Source organism: Natronoglycomyces albus (assembly GCF_016925535.1).
Classification (GTDB): Bacteria; Actinomycetota; Actinomycetes; order Mycobacteriales; family Micromonosporaceae; genus Natronoglycomyces; species Natronoglycomyces albus.
The window spans coordinates 2502381-2519150 of the sequence record NZ_CP070496.1 but is presented as its reverse complement, the minus strand read 5'-3'; the positions used below and the strand labels follow the sequence as shown (position 1 = coordinate 2519150).

Here is a 16770-nt window from a genome sequence, read left to right as displayed (position 1 = left end):
TCGTCGTTGCCCGCCGATCAGCTGGCACAAGTGCCAGCTGATCGGCGGGCAAGCCAGCACGCTGTTGCGACTCACGGAGGACACAGGGGATATGCGACCGGCATCCATCGGTGATCAAGAGATAAGGACTCGTTGATCCACAGCCCGGTTCGCACCTGAAATCGCACCCCTGAATCCATCGCTTCGGCCAGCCTCTTGCGCATCCGCGAATCCCGGGGCAACCTCGCCACCGGAGTGGGGTTCTCGCCATCGACGGTGGCGTAGACGAACCGCCAAATGTCCTTCACCGCGTTGCGCTGCGCGTCAGCGGAGGGCGCGGTGAGACGAAAGAAATCGCCAAAGCGAACCACATTGGACTCCGGTGGCAGCCAGTCGGCCAGCTGCGGGTCCAACATCCACGTCGTGCAGTTGAGCTTCACGGGTTGGTCTGGTCCAAACCACTGTGGAAATCGAGCTGGGAAGAATTCGCGCGCTTGGGCCACTGATTCCTCGCAGGCTTCTTTGGTGAAGGGGCCGCCTTCGGCGCGAATGTGAATGCCGAGGCGAAACCCGCCCATTCCTCGGTGTACATCGAATTGAAGTCGCCCCAGCTGATATAGCGAGCCGCGCACATGCGTGGAGAACCAGAACGCCACATCTAGGCTTGGCATGCCGAACAGTCGCCGATTGAAGCGGAGCTTCTCTCCGATATCGGCGCACACAAGTTTCGATTGAGCCTCGGTGATTCCACGTTCGGCGTGCCAATCGCGCATAAGCGGAATCGCCGCCAGAATGGGATACAAGGTCACAAGTGCCCCAGTTGGCCCCAGGTGGCGCGGCGGAACCGGCCAGCGCAGCAGCCCCGTTCCTCCCATATCGCACAGCAGGTCCTGATAACACAGTGACGCCACCCACCACAGGTCACTTCCCGGTTCTGGCCGTGCCGCGGCGACCGACCGCGCGTCCTCGTGGCTGGCGTCGCAGAAATCCAACAGGATGGCCCGCAAATTCGCCGCGGTCGGGAGCGGGAAATCGGCCGGGTCGTGTCGCTGGGACAGTTCGATCAGCCGGCGGGTCGATTCGGGGTCGCAGCCCAAGCTCCGGGCGACCCTGGTGGCTCGGAGCTTGGCCTCGGCGGCTTTCCCCTCAACGAGGCCGGACTCCATCGCGGGAGGGGCTTCGAGGTCACCTAGCGGCTTTTGGTCCGCCTCGGCGGCGGAATGGCTCGGCGACTGTCCGGCAGCCCATTCGGAAGAGTTGCTCACGTCCCTATGTCATCACGACTCAGATCACCGTCATGCGACCGGGTTCACCCTCGCCAATGTGGCCCCATATCCTGTAGCCGTGCGCCGGTTTCTCACACCCGCTTGGATCGCTCGCCACGTCATTGCCGTGGTGCTCATCGTGGTGTTCTTGTGGCTGGGCCTCTGGCAGCTTGAACGAGCCCAAGCTGGTAACGCCATCAGCTGGGCGTATTCTCTCGAATGGCCCATTTTCGCCGTCTTCGTCCTGGCTGTGTGGATTCGTGAGGTCGTGCAGGAATTGCGCGGCGCGGATCCCGATAAACCACAGCGGCGACGTCCCCAACAGCGGGCACAGGAAGCGCCGATGACCTCGCCGTTCGAGTCTGACATAGTGGCGACGCGCCGCAATGTCAACTACGTGGGCGACTCGGTCTCAGCCCCCAGAGAAACTGGCACTGCGGTCAGCGAAGAGGAGAATACCTCTGAGCAGACAGTCCCGGCCGATCACCCGACCGATGAGACCCCGCTCGCCGAGAGGAACTTATGGAAGGCGCACTCAAACGTTTCCGCATTGTCGCCTGGATCGTGGGAACCTTGCTGATCGCCCTGATGTTCGTGGCCATGCCGATGAAGTACATCTGGGGCGACGACTCGCTCATTCCGATTGTGAGCATGCCGCATGGTTTCATGTTCATGGTCTACCTGGTGCTTGGTTTCGACCTTGCCCGTCGCGCCGAATGGCCGTTCTGGCCTCGTACCGTCGGCGTCCTCCTGAGCGGCACCGTCCCGGTCGTGTCGTTCATCGTCGAACGTTGGGTGCACCGCACGGTTGTTGCCGAGAATCTCAGCCAGGAAGCAGCCCAGGAACCCCTCCAGAGGGCAGCGGCCGAGTAGGGCCGCCTCGGCTGCTTTGAGACTAACGGGCCCTCACAGCAGAGGGCCCGCACTATGGATCGACCACCGCTGGGCGACCGGTCTCAGTCTTCGCTGTCGTCTTCTTCGGAGGCGGTTGACTCATACGCATATGAGCCCGCGACATGGTCTTCCCAACTTAGGTCCCAGGTCGTGAATCCATCCCCGGCTGGCAGTGATCGGCCGGTGTGGGAGACCGTGATGGGGTCGCCCCAGGTCACGAACTCGAACAGCCATTCGGCGTCATCGTCATCGAGGTTGATACAGCCGTGGCTGACGTTACGGCTGCCCAAGTGATTGCGGGCCCAGGGAGCGGCGTGAATATACTGCCCACTCCAGGTTAGGCGCATCGCCCACTCCACGTCCAAATCCTCGTATCCGAACTGTTCGGAGCCGAACACGGCCTCTCGTTCCCGGCTCATAATTGTCATGTGACCGGAGAAAGAACGCTGGTCAGGGTCTTGTCCTTCTTCGCCGAGCGAGATGTCAAAGGTGTTGACCGTCGCTCCATCGCGAAAGACGCGCATTTGCTTGGTGTCATTGTCGACCTCAATGAGTCGCAGCTCGCCGCTGGTCGACCACGACCGAGTCAGGTCGAATTGGCCGAACCGATCCTCGGACAAGGGCATGCCGCCAAGCGCCAGCCGCACCGAGATTTCGGTGTTGGGCTCCCAGTACTCTTTGGGGCGATATTCCAGCTTGTGGCCGTTGTGCCAATGCCACGCGCCTTCTTGAGCGGGTTCGGAGGTGACAAAGAGGCGGCGCTCAACCTCTCGCCGCCTATCTTGGGGCACATCGAAGCCGATGAACTCGAAGGCGATGACACCCGCCTGCCCCACCACCGCGCCATCTCCGGGGAGATAGTCGGCGATCTCGACCCGGTTTTCCGGTGAGGACATGGTCGTGAACTCGGCGGTGAAGGTGCCTTCTAGGCCTTCATCGTCCACGGCTTTGACCGCGGCGGTGTAGGTCGTGTCGTACGCCAGCGGCGAAGAGGGGACCCAGGTGGTGCCGTCGGGGTGCATGGCGCCGGGGATGTCCTCTCCCGCCGCATCGGTCAGCGAGAACTCTTGAAACTCGCCGTCTTCGACTTCCCAGGCCATCTCGGCCGACACCGCGATTCCGCTGAGGCCATCCTCGGGAGTGATGGTGACCGTGGCGTTGCTTTCGGGTTCGCTGGCGGGGGAGGAGATGCTACCGTCATCGGAGCTGCACGCTGCGATGGTGCCCACGCCGAGGGCTGCGCCCGCCGAGAGAGCGGAGCGACGTGTGAGTTTTTTTCGTCCCAATCCCATGGCTCCCACAGTACACACTCTTGGCGAAGGCCCTGAAGCTAATGCGCTGCACTAACAACCGACGGTGGGGCGGGAATCTCCTCACGTCGATGGGCTGCCCGCTGGGCGATCGCCACGCCAAGGATGACGACGATCCCGCCCCCGATCTGCGCGACCGACAGCGCCTCATTCAACACCAGCCACGCGGCCAGAGCGGCCGCCACCACTTCGGTATATCCCATCGCGCCGGTTACCGGGGCCGACAAACGCCGCAGGGCCGCGATTCCCGCCACATACCCGGCTGCGGTGCAAACGATGACCACGGTCGCCAGAACTAGGGCGTGAACTGAGGTCCCGGACAGTTCTACTTGGGTCGACAGCGTTGCCCAGTCACTGGACCACGGCCGAACGACCACAGTCATCGCGATAGAGCCGATGACAAAGCCCAGAGCCAGCATCACCCGGGTGTCCATCGTTTCGGTCAGTTCCTCGCCGACGAGGTAGTACGCCGCCTGACACATCGCCGAGATGAGCCCGGCCATGACGCCAAGCCCGTCAAGTTGCAGCCCCGACCATACTTCGACCACGATGGCCAGGCCAGTAAGGCTGATCAAGGCTCCTGTCATGGCGCTGGCTGGCAGTCGCACGCGGCGTATGAGGCGTACCCAGGCGACCACAATGATCGGCCCCAGGAACTGTAGCAACAGGGCGATCCCGACCGGGATGAGTGACACCGCGAAGAAATAGGCCGATTGGACGCCGGCGATGGCGAAGACGCCAAACGCGGCCAAAGGTTTCCACGGCACGTGTGAGTAGTCGAGTCTGCGCAGTTGAGGCCAGGCTAGCGCGATCAGCAAGACGCTGACGCCGACGATTCGCATCCATGTGACCTCGAACGGCGACAGGCCCGCTTCCATGAGCGGCTTGGCGAAAGGCCCCGCCATGCCAAAGGAAACCGAGGCGAACAGGATGAGTGCCACACCGATTCCGACGGTGCGTGATGATGAGACGGACACGGATCGAGCGTATCGACCTCCACGGGGCCAATCCCACTTTCGTGAGTAGGTTAACGAACGCCGCGCCAGCGCATTCGGTCAGCATTTTCCCTGATAAGGGCATGTGGGCGGCGGAGGGGAGCCGCCGGTGGTCAGGATGGGTGGAACCCACTGGGCAAGGTGCGAAGAACCCCCACTGGGCAACGGAGCGGGGCCTTAACGGTCTCCGGCGGCCCGCCCGAGATCTAGCCGATGCGGTTGGGTCCACCTGGAAGGCAGCGCCGCCACATTAGCGAATGCTGACGTGAACGTGGTTCGTGTGGTCGGTGTTGGGGTCTCCATAGGCGAGGTTGTAGTGCCGCCATCCAGAACTGGGGAACCAGATCTGCCGATACCAGATCACGTATTGCACGCCCAACTCGTTGGAATTCTCCACAAACCAGGCGGCGAGGTTATCTCCGTAGGCCTTGTCGTCTCCATAAGCGTGTCCGCCGAAGTTATTGGGGCTAGCTGAGAAATCGCATGCTCGCCCCTGCGGGTGTTCTCCAGATGCCTCGTGGCGAAAGCACGCGGTGTAGCGGCCGAAACCGGCGATGGTGGCTTGTTCTAGGGCGTGCAGCGTGCGCGGTGTGAGGCACCCGTTGGTCGTGGGGTCGTTCATCGAACACGATTCGTATGGCAGGCTGCCGTCAGGGTTGCGAGGCACCGGGTCGGCTCGACGGAAATCTCCTGGAGAGGGGCCTTGCGCCGCGTCTCCGCCGGAGGCGGCTAGTTCGCGGGCGGCCGCGTTGCGCGCGTCTTCCATTTGTATGAGGATGTCGGCCTGTTCGGCGATGATGTCGTCCAGAGCTTCCTGGCGGGCTTCGAAATCTGCCAGTGCCTCGGTCAACTCGTCAATACGGCGGGCTCTCGAATCGCCCAGGAAGTCCAGTGTGGTGAGGGCGTGAATCATGTCTTCGGGGTTCTCCGAGGACAACAGCGCAGAGGTGGAGTGAAGGTCGGAGGTGGTGAAGATCAGGGCCGCGAACTCGCCGAGTTCCGCTTCGAGTTCTTCGACCATTTCGCGGGAGTCTTCGAGTTCTCTCTCGAGGTCTTTTTCCTCTTGCTTGAGCGCGGCGAGTTCGTCTTCGGCGTTGAGAAAGTCCTCGATGGCGCTGGACAGTTCGCTGGAGGCGGAGTCGTCTCCGGGCGGGTCGGCCACAGCGTTACCGATGGGAGTGGTGACGAGGAGGAGCGCGGCCAGCGCGATGACTGGAAGCTTGCGCAGGCCTTGGCCACTGGCGCGGCGCACCTCGGATGCGGCGTTGTGGCGCGGTTCGGGGGAGGCGCCGCTGAGGGAGCGGTTGCGGTTGTTGCCTGCCTCAGTCACGTTGTGGGGTAGCCCTTCCAATGTCGTCTGCCGTAGGGCCGGTGACGTCTGCGTGCCGGTAGCAGCGGTGCTGTTCGCGGGTGTTTCCTGCGTGGGCTGGCTGATACCGACGTGTGCGGGTCACCTGGCGTGCCGTTAACGGTTGCGGGGAACTGGGAGGGCTCAGGCCAGGAGGAAGCGGCCTTGGCGCTCCAGTCCGGAATGCCCCGTCCAGCGGCGTTGGGTGCTGGCAGGTCGGTCGTCGTGGCTCGGCGCCGGGGGACCGGCGCGAGGTGCGAGCGTGGACGCGACCTAGCTTAAGCCCCCTTTGTGGTCCTTGCAAGGCGGGGGGCTGGGGTGTTACCCCTGGTAGCCTCCTGTTCGCGATGTGTCTTGCCCGGGTGCGGGTCCGTGTGTCCAGGTTCGGATCTTACGGGTGTTGGCGGTGATTTCGGCGACAGCGCTTGTGGCGAGTGTCGCCAGTTTGCCGGTGATGGAGCCCGAAAGGGGGTCGGGTCTTCCTGGCCGGTGGTGGAAGCGGGTCGTTACTTGGGGTTAACATTGCTAATATTGTTCAATATTGAATGGTCTTGCGGTGGGGGGTTAGGGTTTGCAGAGGTGGGTGCCTATGTGCAATAGGTCACTAAATTGCATGGAGCGGTAGTCTTCTAGACAAACCATCGGCTGGGACGGCACACCCGGCGGGATCGGTCACGCGCTTGGGCGCATGGCTGAAATCTCGCGTAAACGGATTGGCGTCTGTGACGACGGCTCCAGCCGATGACGTCCCAAAACACCACTTGCCATGCCGTCACAATAGGAGGAGGGGACGTGGAAGCCCAGGCCCAAGGCCAAGAGCGGACAAATTACGAAAGAACGTGGCTCGAACCGGCCGCCGCTGACGTGTGGGCGCACTTCCTCACCGTCACTCACCAGCTCGAACAGAAGTTGGAGCGCCATTTGCAGGCCAACCATGGCCTGTCGCACACCCAGTATGAGATCTTGGTGCGTCTGGCCGACTCTCCCGACGGGGCCATTCGCATGTCCGATCTTGCCGAAAACCTTGTGACGGCCAAGAGCGCGGTGACCTACCAGGTCGGGAAAATGTGTAAAGCCGGGCTCATCGAACGTTTCGCCTGTCCCTTGGACGCCCGCGCCACCTATGTGCGGCTTACCTCTGATGGCGAGCAGCTGCTGAGTAAAGTCGCCCCCTGTCACCTTGACCTTGTCAAGCGTCTGGTGTTCGCAGACCTCACGTGCGAGGAGGCCAACCAACTCACTGAGATTCTCAGCCGCTGGCAGAAAAAGCTCAAAGCCGAGGAATGACCCGCCAGCCTCACTTTCCCCGCCCGGGGTCGCCGCGTTCGCTCGGCGTTTGGCCATCCTCGGTGACATCCCGGGAGTGACACAATCGACCTATCGGGGCGAGGTAATGTCACTTCGTGCTTGACTTTCCCCGTCCCACGAATACCGAACCGCTTCCGCTGGCAAAACTGGCCGATCTACTGACCGGTGCCACCAATGGTGGCACCACGGTCGAGCCGGACAACCTGGCGGCCTCATTGGGCGGTCACGCCACCGGAATTTCCCTGGCTGGCCATCTGGTGCAGCGCGGTGACATCTACGCGGCCTTGGCGGGCGCGAATCGGCATGGCGCCGAATTTAGCGCTCAGGCCATTCAACGTGGCGCCGTGGCGATCCTGACCGATGAACGCGGGGCTCAGCTTGCGGCTGAGGACGCGGCCGAGGCTGGCATACCGTTGCTTTTGGCCACAAACCCTCGAGCGCTCACCGGTGAAATAGCCGCTCGCATCTGGGGGCGGCCCTCCGAGCACCTCAATCTGATCGGAATTACCGGTACCAGCGGAAAGACATCAGTCTGCTATTTGATCGAAGCTGGGCTGCGGCACGCCGGTCGCACCACGGGCATCATTGGCACCGTCGAGACGACCATCGCCGGGGAGACCATCCCTTCCAAGCGCACCACTCCCGAAGCCCCTGAGTTGCAGGCGCTCTTGGCCGTGGCCCTGGAACGCGGTGTCACCGACGTGGTCATGGAAGTCTCTAGCCACGCATTGACCCTAGGGCGGGTGGGCGGTTGCCGCTTCGCTGTCGCTGGATACACCATGTTCGGTACCGACCACCTCGATTTCCATCGCGACCTGGACGAATACTTTCAGGCCAAGGCCGAGCTGTTCGACGGTCGCGCCACGGTCGAGATCCTCAACGCCGATGATGAACGGGTGATCTCGCTGGCCAAGCCCGAGACGGTCACCTATTCGTTGACCGACCCGCGCGCGACCTGGTACGCCGCCTCGACCGCCCGAGAGGGTTTCGACCAGCACTTCTTTGTAACCGGGCCCGAAGGGACCACCGAGGCCACCTTGCATATGCCCGGCCGACACAACATGGCCAACGCGCTGCTGGCATACGCTTCCCTCTCCGCAGTCGGCGTGCCCTTGGACACGGCGACCTCCGGTGTCGCCTCCTGCCCGGGCGTTCCCGGGCGAATGGAGCTGGTCTCCGGAACCGCGCCGGTGCGCGGTGTGGTCGACTACGCCCACAAGCCGGAGGCGATTTCGGCCGTACTCGATTCTTTGCAAGAGACCACACCGGGCCGGGTCATTGCCATTCTTGGGGCCGGTGGCGACCGGGACGCCAGCAAACGCGCCCTCATGGGCCGTGCGGCCGCCGCCTCCGCTGACCTGGTCATGATCACTGACGACAATCCCCGCACCGAGGACCCCGCCTCCATTCGGGCTCAGGTGGCCAGTGCGGTTCAGGCAGTCCCCTGCCGTAATATTTCCGGTCGGGAAGTGGCGGTGCGGGAAGCGGTCGCCATGGCCGCGCCGGGCGATACGATAGCTCTGCTGGGCAAAGGGCACGAGACCACGCAAGAGTTGGCCGACCGAGTGATCGAATGTGATGACCGGGTGCTGCTGGCTCGCGCTCTCGCAGACGCCGGATGGGTCACACCCGCTGCGGTCTAAGTCCATCCATCGCGCCTGGTCGATGCCGGACGTGACACCAACGGCCACCCACCCCAGGAAAACAAGAGGAGGTTTCACCTGCTGTGATCGCGATGACCTTGGCTGAGGTGGCGGCCGCAACCGGCGGCAAACTTAGCCCGAACACAGACGCGTCCACCACCGTCACCGCGACCGTGGAATACGACTCGCGCAAAGTCACCACCGGCGGCCTCTTCGTGGCACTCCCAGGTGAACGAGTCAACGGCCACGACTACGCCGCCAAAGCCCACCAACTGGGAGCAGTGGCCACCATCGCCACCCAAGAGGTGGCCGGACCCGCCATCTACGTCGCCGACGGCCTCACCGCCCTAGCCGACCTCGCCAGCGAAACCCTCCGCCGCAGCCAAGCAACGGTCATCGCCGTCACCGGATCCAACGGCAAAACCTCCACCAAAGACCTCATCGGGCAGCTATGCGCCTCCCTAGGGCCAACGGTGGCCACCGAAGCTAACTTCAACAACGAACTAGGACACCCCTACACCGTCTGCCGCACCCAAGCAGACACCCAATACCTCGTCTTGGAAACCGCGGCCCGCTTCAAGGGCAACATCACCCAGCTTTGCCACATCGCCCCACCCCACATCGGAGTCGTGCTCAACGTCGGCATCTCCCACCTCGACGGATTCGGCTCCATAGAGAACACCGCTCACGTCAAGGGCGAACTACCACGCTTCCTTCCCGCCGAAGGCACCGCCATCCTCAACGCCGACGACCACCGTGTCGCCGCCATGGCCTCCGAGACCGCCGCCGAGGTACTCACCTTCGGAATACACAGCCCCGCCGACGTCAGAGCCGAGAAACTCCACACCGAACAGGGCCGCCCTCACTTCACCCTCGTGACCCCATCGGGCACAGCACAGGTCGAACTTCCGCTGTACGGCACCCACCAGGTCTCCAACGCGCTGGCAGCCGCCGCCGTCGCCCACACCCTGAGGGCCAGTGCCGAACACATCGCCGCCGAACTCGGTCGCGTCGCTCGGCTCAGCGAACGACGGATGGACCTCTACCGACGCGGTGACGGCATCACCGTCATCGACGACTCCTACAACGCCAACCCTGCCTCCATGACCGCAGCCATCCACGCCCTAGCCAACGTGCCGACCACCGGACGTCGCTTCGCGGTCCTCGGCCTCATGGCCGACCTCATCGACTTGTCCGACGAATGCCACCATGAACTTGGCAAGCATGCCGCCGAACAAGGCATCGACCATGTGATCGCCGTAGGCGACGGTACCCAACCGATCATCCGTGGCGCCCAATCCTCGGCAGGCTCCATAACCGCCACGCACGTTCCCCAACAGGGCGACGCCATCGACATTCTGCGCCAACAACTGCGACCCGGCGACGCTGTGCTCGTCAAAGGTTCGCGCTACCGCACTTGGGACATCGCCGATTTTCTGCGCCTTCCCACCCTCAGCGAGGAGGACTCTGACTCGTGAGAGCAGTTATCGTCGCCGCATTCGTGGCCTTCGCCATCACCATGGTGTTGACACCGTTGGCGGCCCGCCTGTTCCGGCGACTCAAAGCCGGGCAACCGATCCGCACCGACGGCCCCCAAACCCACTTCCAGAAGGCGGGCACCCCCACCATGGGGGGAGTGGTGTTCATCTTCGCCACTGTCATCGCCTACATCGCAGGACACCTCGTCCTCATCGCCCTGCCCGAAGGCTTTGATCGCCCCCGTGGCATCACCGCCACCGGAATTGTCCTGATCGGGCTCATGCTCGCCTGCGGCCTCGTCGGATTCATAGACGACTGGCTCAAGATCCGACGCAAACACTCCGGCGGAATCTCCGCCCGCATGAAAATGCTGGGCCTGTTCATCTCGGCGGCCATCTTCGGCGTCATCGCCTTCTATTACACCGGCTCCATCGGCCAAACCGTGGGCAGCGAATACCTGTCATTCACCCGAGACGTTCCCTGGCTGGACCTGACCAAAGTCGGGGCCGTCATGCTGTTCATCTTCGTCATCCTCGCCACCACCAACGGCGTAAACCTCACTGACGGCCTCGACGGCCTCGCCACCGGCGCCTCCATGATGGTCTTCACCGCTTACCTGGTCATCGCCTTTTGGCAATACCGTCACTGGTGCGGCTCCTCAGAGGACCTGCAAACAGCGAACTACTGCTACGACGTGCGAGATCCCCTCGAAATCGCCCTCATAGCCGGAGCCGCAGCCGGAGCACTATTCGGGTTCCTGTGGTGGAACACCTCACCGGCGAAAATCTTTATGGGTGACTCCGGCTCTCTGGGACTTGGCGCACTCATCGCGGGTATGGCCATGTCCACCAAGACCATCATGCTGCTACCGATCCTGGGTGCCCTCTTCGTCATCATCACGATGAGTAACATCATCCAGTTCACCTCCTACCGACTCACCGGCCGCCGCGTCTTCCGCATGGCTCCCCTGCAACACCACTTTGAACTCAAAGGTTGGAGCGAGGTCAACATCGTCGTCCGATTCTGGATCATCGCCGGAATCGGAATCGCCATCGGCCTGGGATTCTTCTTCGCCGACTTCCTACGTATCGCCGGCTAAAGGACCATGAACGCCGACATATCAGCGACCATCGCCCAACGCATCCTGGTGGCAGGAGCCGGTATCGCCGGAACCGCCTCCGCGACCACGCTGCTGTCCATGAACCGCGACGTCACCGTCTACGACGCCCGCGACTGTGAAAATCTGCGCACACTAGAAAAACAAGGCGCACGCATCATCATCGGCGTCAATGCGCCGCCGAACCTACTAGACGACATCGACCAGCTATTGGTCTCACCTGGTTTCGCCCCCCACCACCCCATCGTGACGGCAGCGGCCATACGCGGCATCGACGTCTACTGCGAACCCGAGCTGGCCTGGCGGCTTCGAACACCCGAGGCCGCCAGTTGGCTTGGCATCACAGGAACCAATGGCAAGACCACCACCACCACGATGCTGCATGCGATCCTCACCGCCGCCGGACTGCGCAGCCAAGCCCTAGGCAATATCGGCCTACCACTGGTCAGTGTCGCCAACGGCCCCTGGGACGTCCTGGCCGTGGAACTGTCCAGCTACCAACTCCACTGGTCCCACACACTGGCCCCCCAAGCAGGGGCGATCATCAACCTCGCTCCCGACCACCTCGACTGGCACGGCAGCATGGAATCCTACGTCGAGGCCAAGACCCACATCTGGAGATCCGGAACCGCCATCGTCAACCTTGACGACCGGGCCGTTATCGCCGCAGCACGGCACTACCAAGCTCACACCAACCCCGACCTCGACATCATCGGCTTCACCCTCAACCCACCTGACAAGGGCCAGTTCGGACTGGCCGAAGGATGGCTCATCGACGCCAACGGCGAACGCATTTGCCCCGCCACCGACATCCGCCCCTCTGGGCTACACAACGTGGCCAATGCGCTGGCCGCGACCGCCCTGGCCTATCAGGTCGGAGCCACCCCGCGCTCGGCGGCCGAGGGACTACGCGCGTACCGCCCGGAGCCACACCGCAATGTCACGATCGCCGAATACGACGGGGTGCGGTGGGTCGATGACTCCAAGGCCACCAATCCGCATGCGGCCCAGGCTTCTCTGGAGTCATACGACGACGTGGTGTGGATCGCGGGCGGTCAGTTGAAAGGTGTCGACATCGCACCATTGGTGAAGGCTGTGGCCCCACGCCTGAAGTCGGCCATACTGTTGGGTCAGGATCGGGGCCTGGTGGCCGAGGCGCTGCGCGAATACGCTCCGCGAGTACCGGTTGCGATAGTGGACAGTGTTGAGCACTCGGCGATGGATGAAGCGGTGGCTGCCGCCGACGCGGTGGCGAGTCCGGGAGATACAGTCCTTCTGGCTCCCTCGGCCGCGTCCTTCGACATGTATGCGGGCTATGCCGAACGTGGCCAGGCCTTTGCCGCCGCGTTGACACGGCGGAAACACCGCTAGAAGTCGGCGGACCCAGCTTCCTCGTGCAAGAATCGATGCGTATGCAAGATCAAAACCGGCTCTTCGCCCCTCTTCATGGGTTGATGGCGCGACCTCTCGCGTCGTACTACCTGCTGCTGTCCGCAGTGGGTCTGCTGCTGTGCATCGGGCTGGTCATGGTGTTCTCGGCCACGATGGTCGAATCCTATGCGCGGGAAGGCAACGCCTTTGCCGTGATCGTGCAGCAGGCTACCTGGGCCGCGATCGGTTTGGTCGCTTTCTGGGTGGCGCAGCGGCTGCCGGTGCGCACATATCGCTCGCTGGCCCGCCCGATGCTGGTGCTGTCGTTGGTACTGGGTTTGATCCTGGTACTCATTCCCTACGCGGGCCAATCAGCGGCGGTCTCCACCTATGACCGGTGGATTTACATCGGGCCCATCCAGTTGCAGCCCTCCGAGATCGCCAAGTTCGCCCTTCTGCTGTGGGCCGCCGACATTCTGGTCAAAGCTGGTCCTCGGCTGGGAAGTTGGCGTGACCTCGCCGTCCCGCTGTTTCCCATCGCGGGGGTGCTCATGGTCTTGGTCGGCTACTCCGACCTGGGGACCATGCTGATCATGGTGCTGATGTTCCTAGCCATGCTGTTTACCGCTGGTGTCAGGTTGCGCATCATCACCGGTTTGTTGACCCTGGCGTTTGTCGGGTCGGTCTTTTTGATCTTCGCCGCCTCCCGGCGCATGGAACGCATCTTGTCGTTCCGCAACCCGGAGGAGTACCAGGACACGTGGGGTTGGCAAGCCATCCAGGGCTATTACGCCATCTCCGACGGAGGCTGGTTCGGGGTTGGCCTGGGCGAGTCCCGGCAAAAGTGGGAGTGGCTACCCAACGGGCACAATGACTTTATTTTCGCCCTCATCGCCGAGGAATTGGGCGTTTTCGGCTGTCTGGTGGTGCTGGGGTTGTTCTGCATCGTCATTTACGCCGGGTTCCGCATCGCCCGCCGGGTGGAGGACCCCTTCCGCCGGGTGGTGGCCTCCGGTTGTACGGTGTGGCTAACCGGCCAAACGGTCATCAATATCGGCGGCGTCATTGGTTTGCTCCCCATCACCGGGGTGCCTCTACCCTTCATTTCCGACGGCGGCACCGCGCTGGTGATGGTCTTGGCCGCAGTCGGGATGCTCGCCTCCTTTGCCCGTGCTGAACCTGACGCCGCACGGGCACTGCGGGCGCGTAACCCCTCGCGCCTGACTAGGCTGTTGTGGGCACCGCTCCCGCCACTACCCCGCGAGCCAGGGTCGTCTCGCACAGGCGGCCCGAGCCAACGCTCGACCCCTGGGCAAAAGACCACGTCGAGACGGCGTAGCGACGCCAAGAAATAGTCCTCCCCGGCCCCGGCGCTTGAGCTCGAACGGCTTGAGAAACGGGGCGATGAGTCCCTAATACCAGGAAAGAAGTAACGTGTCTCAACTGAACTCAGTCGTCCTCGCGGGCGGCGGAACCGGCGGCCACATCTACCCATTGTTGGCCTATGCCGATTGCCTGCGGCGACACAACCCCGACATCCGCATCACGTGTCTGGGCACCGAAAAGGGACTGGAAAATGAGCTCATCCCCAAAGCCGGATACACGTTGCGCAATGTTCCCGCTCATCAGCTGCCGCGGAAGGTCAACCTTGACCTCCTCTTGACCGCGCCGCGCATGTTGAAGGCGATGAAGGCCACCCGCAATATCCTCGACGAGGTCGCCGCTGACGCGGTGGTCGGTTTCGGCGGTTATGTCGCCGTCCCCGCCTACTTGGCCGCGTGGCGCCGCAAGACCCCAATGGTCGTCTTCGAGTTCAACGACCCGCCCGGAGTCGCCAACAAATTGGCGCTTAAGTTCTCCGACAATCTGGCCTTGGGATTCCCGCACTTGCCTCAGGCCGTTCCGTTGTTGGCCGATGGACATGTCACCGGAGTGCCGCTGCGCACCTCGATCGCGACGTTGGATCGTGCGGCCCGCCGCCAGGAGGCTTGCGCTCACTTTGGACTCGACCCTTCCCGGCCCACGTTGTTCGTCTATGGCGGCTCCCAGGGGGCCAAGTCGATCAATGACGCTGTCTCGGGTGCGGCGGAATCGCTCACCAACAACGGCATTCAAGTTCTGCACGTCATCGGAGCCCGCCGGGAGGAGCCGGTGGTCATTCCCGACAATCTGGCCGCCCGCTATGTGACGATGCCCTATCTCAATGAGATGGAGCTGGGCTATGCCGCCGCCGACATGGTGATGGCCCGAGGGGGTTCTATGACCGTCGCCGAGGTCACCGCGATGGGGCTGCCGACGGTGTTCGTGCCTATGCCGTGGGGCAACCGCGAGCAGTACCGTACAGCCGGTCCGGTTGTTGCCGCAGGGGGCGCGATCTTCTGCGACGACGAGGATCTGACCCCTTCGTGGATCGATGGCAGTCTCATCCCGCTTATCACTGATCGTCACCGACTCTCCGAGATGGCTGCCGCCTCGGCTGGCTTTGGCCGCCGCGATGGGGATGAGGCTCTGCGAGAGTTCACGTTGAAGGCGGTTTCTCAGAATGCCTGACCACACTGGCCGCGACGAGAATCTGCCCTCGCCCATCGACAAGGGGATCACGGCCGAGGATCTGGGCCGCACCCTCTTCATCGGTGTGGGCGGGGTAGGCATGAGTGGGCTCACTCGGTTGTGGGCCACCCGTGGGCTGGCGACGGTCGGCTCCGAATACAAAGATTGGCCCTCGCTACCTGAACTCGTCGCGCAAGGTGTTGTGCTGCACCGTCAACATGAGGCATCCAATTTGGATGGCATCGACACGGTTGTGCGATCCACGGCCATCAACGATGAGCACATCGAAGTCGCCGAGGCTCGGCGACGGGGCATCCCCGTTCTCCACCGTTCAGAGGCCTTGGCCGCCGCCATGACCGGTCGTACCTCGATCGTGGTCACCGGCACTCATGGCAAGACCTCGACTACCGCGATTCTTACCCAGATTTTGGAGCACTCCGGGCGAGCACCCTCGTACGTCAACGGCGGCGAGATCATTGGCGCGCACTCTGGAGCTCACGGTACTGGCGACCACTTTGTGGCTGAAGCCGATGAGTCGGACCGGTCCTTTCTTCGGTACCGACCCACTGTCGGCATTGTCACCAATATCGACGCCGACCACCTCAACGTCTATGGCGATATGGATTCGCTGTGCCGCGGCTTCGAGACTTTTTGCCGCAACGTCGAAAAACGCGGGTTTACTGTGCTGTGTCAGGACAATGAGGGCACCGCCTCGCTGGCTGAGCGTCTGCAACTGGAGGGCCGCGACGTGGTCACCTATGGGCGTGGCACCGATGCGACATTGCGGGTTGGCGACTTCGTTTCATCAACGGCCGGGGTGGATTTCACCGCGTGGTGGAAAGGTGAGGAACTCGGTCGCTTCCGTCTGCCGGTTCCCGGCGAACATCTGGCGTTGAACTCGGCCGCGGCTATCGCCGTGTGTCACAGGCTGGGGCTAACGGTCGAGGAGATCGCTGCGGGCATGGCCTCGTTCGGCGGCGTCAAGCGCCGTTTCGAACTGCGTGGAGTGCGCCAAGGGGTGCGCTATTACGACGAGTACGCCTACCATCCGACCGCGATGACCGAGGCCTTGAAGACTCTGCGAAACCTCACCGAGGGTCGGGTCATCGCGGTGTTCTTGCCCTACCGCGTCTATCGCACGATTGAGATGCGCTCCGAGATCGCCGCCGCTTTGGGTTTGGCCGACAAGGTGGTAGTGATGGAGATCTTTGGCCCCGGCGAGACGATTCCGCCTGGGGAGGGTGGAGCCGCGTTGACCGAGGCGCTGCCGCAGGCGGACGAGGACAAGGTCTTCGTTGAGCGGTGGGAAGACGTGCCGGAGGTAGTCGACGGTTTTGCTCGCGAGGGCGACATTGTGGTGACCATGGGGGCGCCCCCCATCTCGTTGATGCCTGACGACTTGTTGGCGAGATAGCTTTCGCGCCTGCGGTGGTGCCCGAGGTTTGGTCGTTTGCACTCTGGGCGCGTACCGCAACGGGTAGACGTTCTGGGCTGAGTTTATTCGTGTCGGG

14 protein-coding genes are annotated in these 16770 nt (G+C 62.9%); 10 read left to right on the top strand and 4 right to left on the bottom strand.

Annotation, left to right across the window (positions count from 1 at the left end; genetic code table 11):
* Positions 1–71: 71 nt before the first annotated feature.
* On the bottom strand, positions 72–1244 hold the full coding sequence (locus JQS30_RS10695) for an acyltransferase domain-containing protein (protein WP_213170265.1): 1173 nt from the start codon (positions 1242–1244) through the stop codon (positions 72–74).
* A 79-nt stretch (positions 1245–1323) separates the two neighbouring features.
* Between JQS30_RS10695 and JQS30_RS10690 the strand changes: the two genes are divergently transcribed.
* Positions 1324–1824, top strand: coding sequence for a hypothetical protein (locus JQS30_RS10690; protein ID WP_213170264.1), 501 nt, complete (start codon positions 1324–1326; stop codon positions 1822–1824).
* Positions 1767–2117 carry a DUF3817 domain-containing protein gene (locus tag JQS30_RS10685; protein WP_213170263.1) on the top strand — a complete coding sequence of 117 codons (351 nt, stop codon included), beginning with the start codon at positions 1767–1769 and terminating at the stop codon, positions 2115–2117. Before JQS30_RS10690 ends, JQS30_RS10685 begins: the two co-directional genes overlap by 58 nt.
* 83 nt (positions 2118–2200) lie before the next feature.
* On the opposite strand, the gene JQS30_RS17565 is transcribed toward JQS30_RS10685, so the two are convergent.
* The 3 genes from JQS30_RS17565 to JQS30_RS10670 all read right to left on the bottom strand — a co-directional run bounded on the left by JQS30_RS17565 (position 2201) and on the right by JQS30_RS10670 (position 5773).
* Positions 2201–3430, bottom strand: a complete 1230-nt coding sequence (locus JQS30_RS17565) for a L,D-transpeptidase (RefSeq protein WP_213170262.1) — start codon at positions 3428–3430, stop codon at positions 2201–2203.
* 38 nt (positions 3431–3468) lie between these two features.
* Complete coding sequence (locus JQS30_RS10675; protein ID WP_213170261.1) at positions 3469–4425, bottom strand: EamA family transporter; 957 nt, start codon at positions 4423–4425, stop codon at positions 3469–3471.
* A gap of 268 nt (positions 4426–4693) precedes the next feature.
* Positions 4694–5773 (bottom strand): coiled-coil domain-containing protein, encoded by a 1080-nt coding sequence (locus tag JQS30_RS10670; RefSeq protein WP_213170260.1) that lies wholly within the window; start codon positions 5771–5773, stop codon positions 4694–4696.
* 810 nt (positions 5774–6583) lie between these two features.
* On the opposite strand from JQS30_RS10670, the gene JQS30_RS10665 reads away from it, so the two are divergent.
* The 8 genes from JQS30_RS10665 (at position 6584) to murC (ending at position 16673) form a co-directional block, all read left to right on the top strand.
* On the top strand, positions 6584–7078 hold the full coding sequence (locus JQS30_RS10665) for a MarR family winged helix-turn-helix transcriptional regulator (protein ID WP_213170259.1): 495 nt from the start codon (positions 6584–6586) through the stop codon (positions 7076–7078).
* Positions 7079–7194: 116 nt separating this feature from the next.
* A complete protein-coding gene (locus JQS30_RS10660; protein ID WP_213170258.1) occupies positions 7195–8742 on the top strand; it encodes a UDP-N-acetylmuramoyl-L-alanyl-D-glutamate--2,6-diaminopimelate ligase in 1548 nt (515 codons plus the stop codon).
* A gap of 83 nt (positions 8743–8825) precedes the next feature.
* Positions 8826–10220, top strand: a complete 1395-nt coding sequence (locus JQS30_RS10655) for a UDP-N-acetylmuramoyl-tripeptide--D-alanyl-D-alanine ligase (RefSeq protein ID WP_213170257.1) — start codon at positions 8826–8828, stop codon at positions 10218–10220.
* On the top strand, positions 10217–11320 hold the full coding sequence (mraY, locus tag JQS30_RS10650) for a phospho-N-acetylmuramoyl-pentapeptide-transferase (RefSeq protein WP_246497870.1): 1104 nt from the start codon (positions 10217–10219) through the stop codon (positions 11318–11320). The genes JQS30_RS10655 and mraY overlap by 4 nt, the downstream gene beginning before the upstream one ends.
* Before the next feature lie 6 nt (positions 11321–11326).
* Positions 11327–12709, top strand: a complete 1383-nt coding sequence (gene murD / locus JQS30_RS10645) for a UDP-N-acetylmuramoyl-L-alanine--D-glutamate ligase (protein WP_213170256.1) — start codon at positions 11327–11329, stop codon at positions 12707–12709.
* An 83-nt stretch (positions 12710–12792) separates the two neighbouring features.
* Entirely contained in the window at positions 12793–14064 is a 1272-nt protein-coding gene (gene ftsW, locus JQS30_RS10640; RefSeq protein WP_246497869.1) for a putative lipid II flippase FtsW, read from the top strand.
* A 79-nt stretch (positions 14065–14143) separates the two neighbouring features.
* Positions 14144–15259 carry a UDP-N-acetylglucosamine--N-acetylmuramyl-(pentapeptide) pyrophosphoryl-undecaprenol N-acetylglucosamine transferase gene (locus tag JQS30_RS10635; protein WP_213170254.1) on the top strand — a complete coding sequence of 372 codons (1116 nt, stop codon included), beginning with the start codon at positions 14144–14146 and terminating at the stop codon, positions 15257–15259.
* Complete coding sequence (gene murC, locus JQS30_RS10630; RefSeq protein ID WP_246497868.1) at positions 15252–16673, top strand: UDP-N-acetylmuramate--L-alanine ligase; 1422 nt, start codon at positions 15252–15254, stop codon at positions 16671–16673. The genes JQS30_RS10635 and murC overlap by 8 nt, the downstream gene beginning before the upstream one ends.
* Positions 16674–16770 lie beyond the last annotated feature (97 nt).

Excerpts from the sequence above, each read along its gene's own strand:
- JQS30_RS10685 (WP_213170263.1), top strand. The coding sequence starts at position 1,767 with ATGGAAGGCGCACTCAAACGTTTCCGCATTGTCGCCTGGATCGTGGGA.
- JQS30_RS17565 (WP_213170262.1), bottom strand. The coding sequence starts at position 3,430 with ATGGGATTGGGACGAAAAAAACTCACACGTCGCTCCGCTCTCTCGGCG.
- murD (WP_213170256.1), top strand. The coding sequence starts at position 11,327 with ATGAACGCCGACATATCAGCGACCATCGCCCAACGCATCCTGGTGGCA.
- ftsW (WP_246497869.1), top strand. The coding sequence starts at position 12,793 with ATGGCGCGACCTCTCGCGTCGTACTACCTGCTGCTGTCCGCAGTGGGT.
- murC (WP_246497868.1), top strand. The coding sequence starts at position 15,252 with ATGCCTGACCACACTGGCCGCGACGAGAATCTGCCCTCGCCCATCGAC.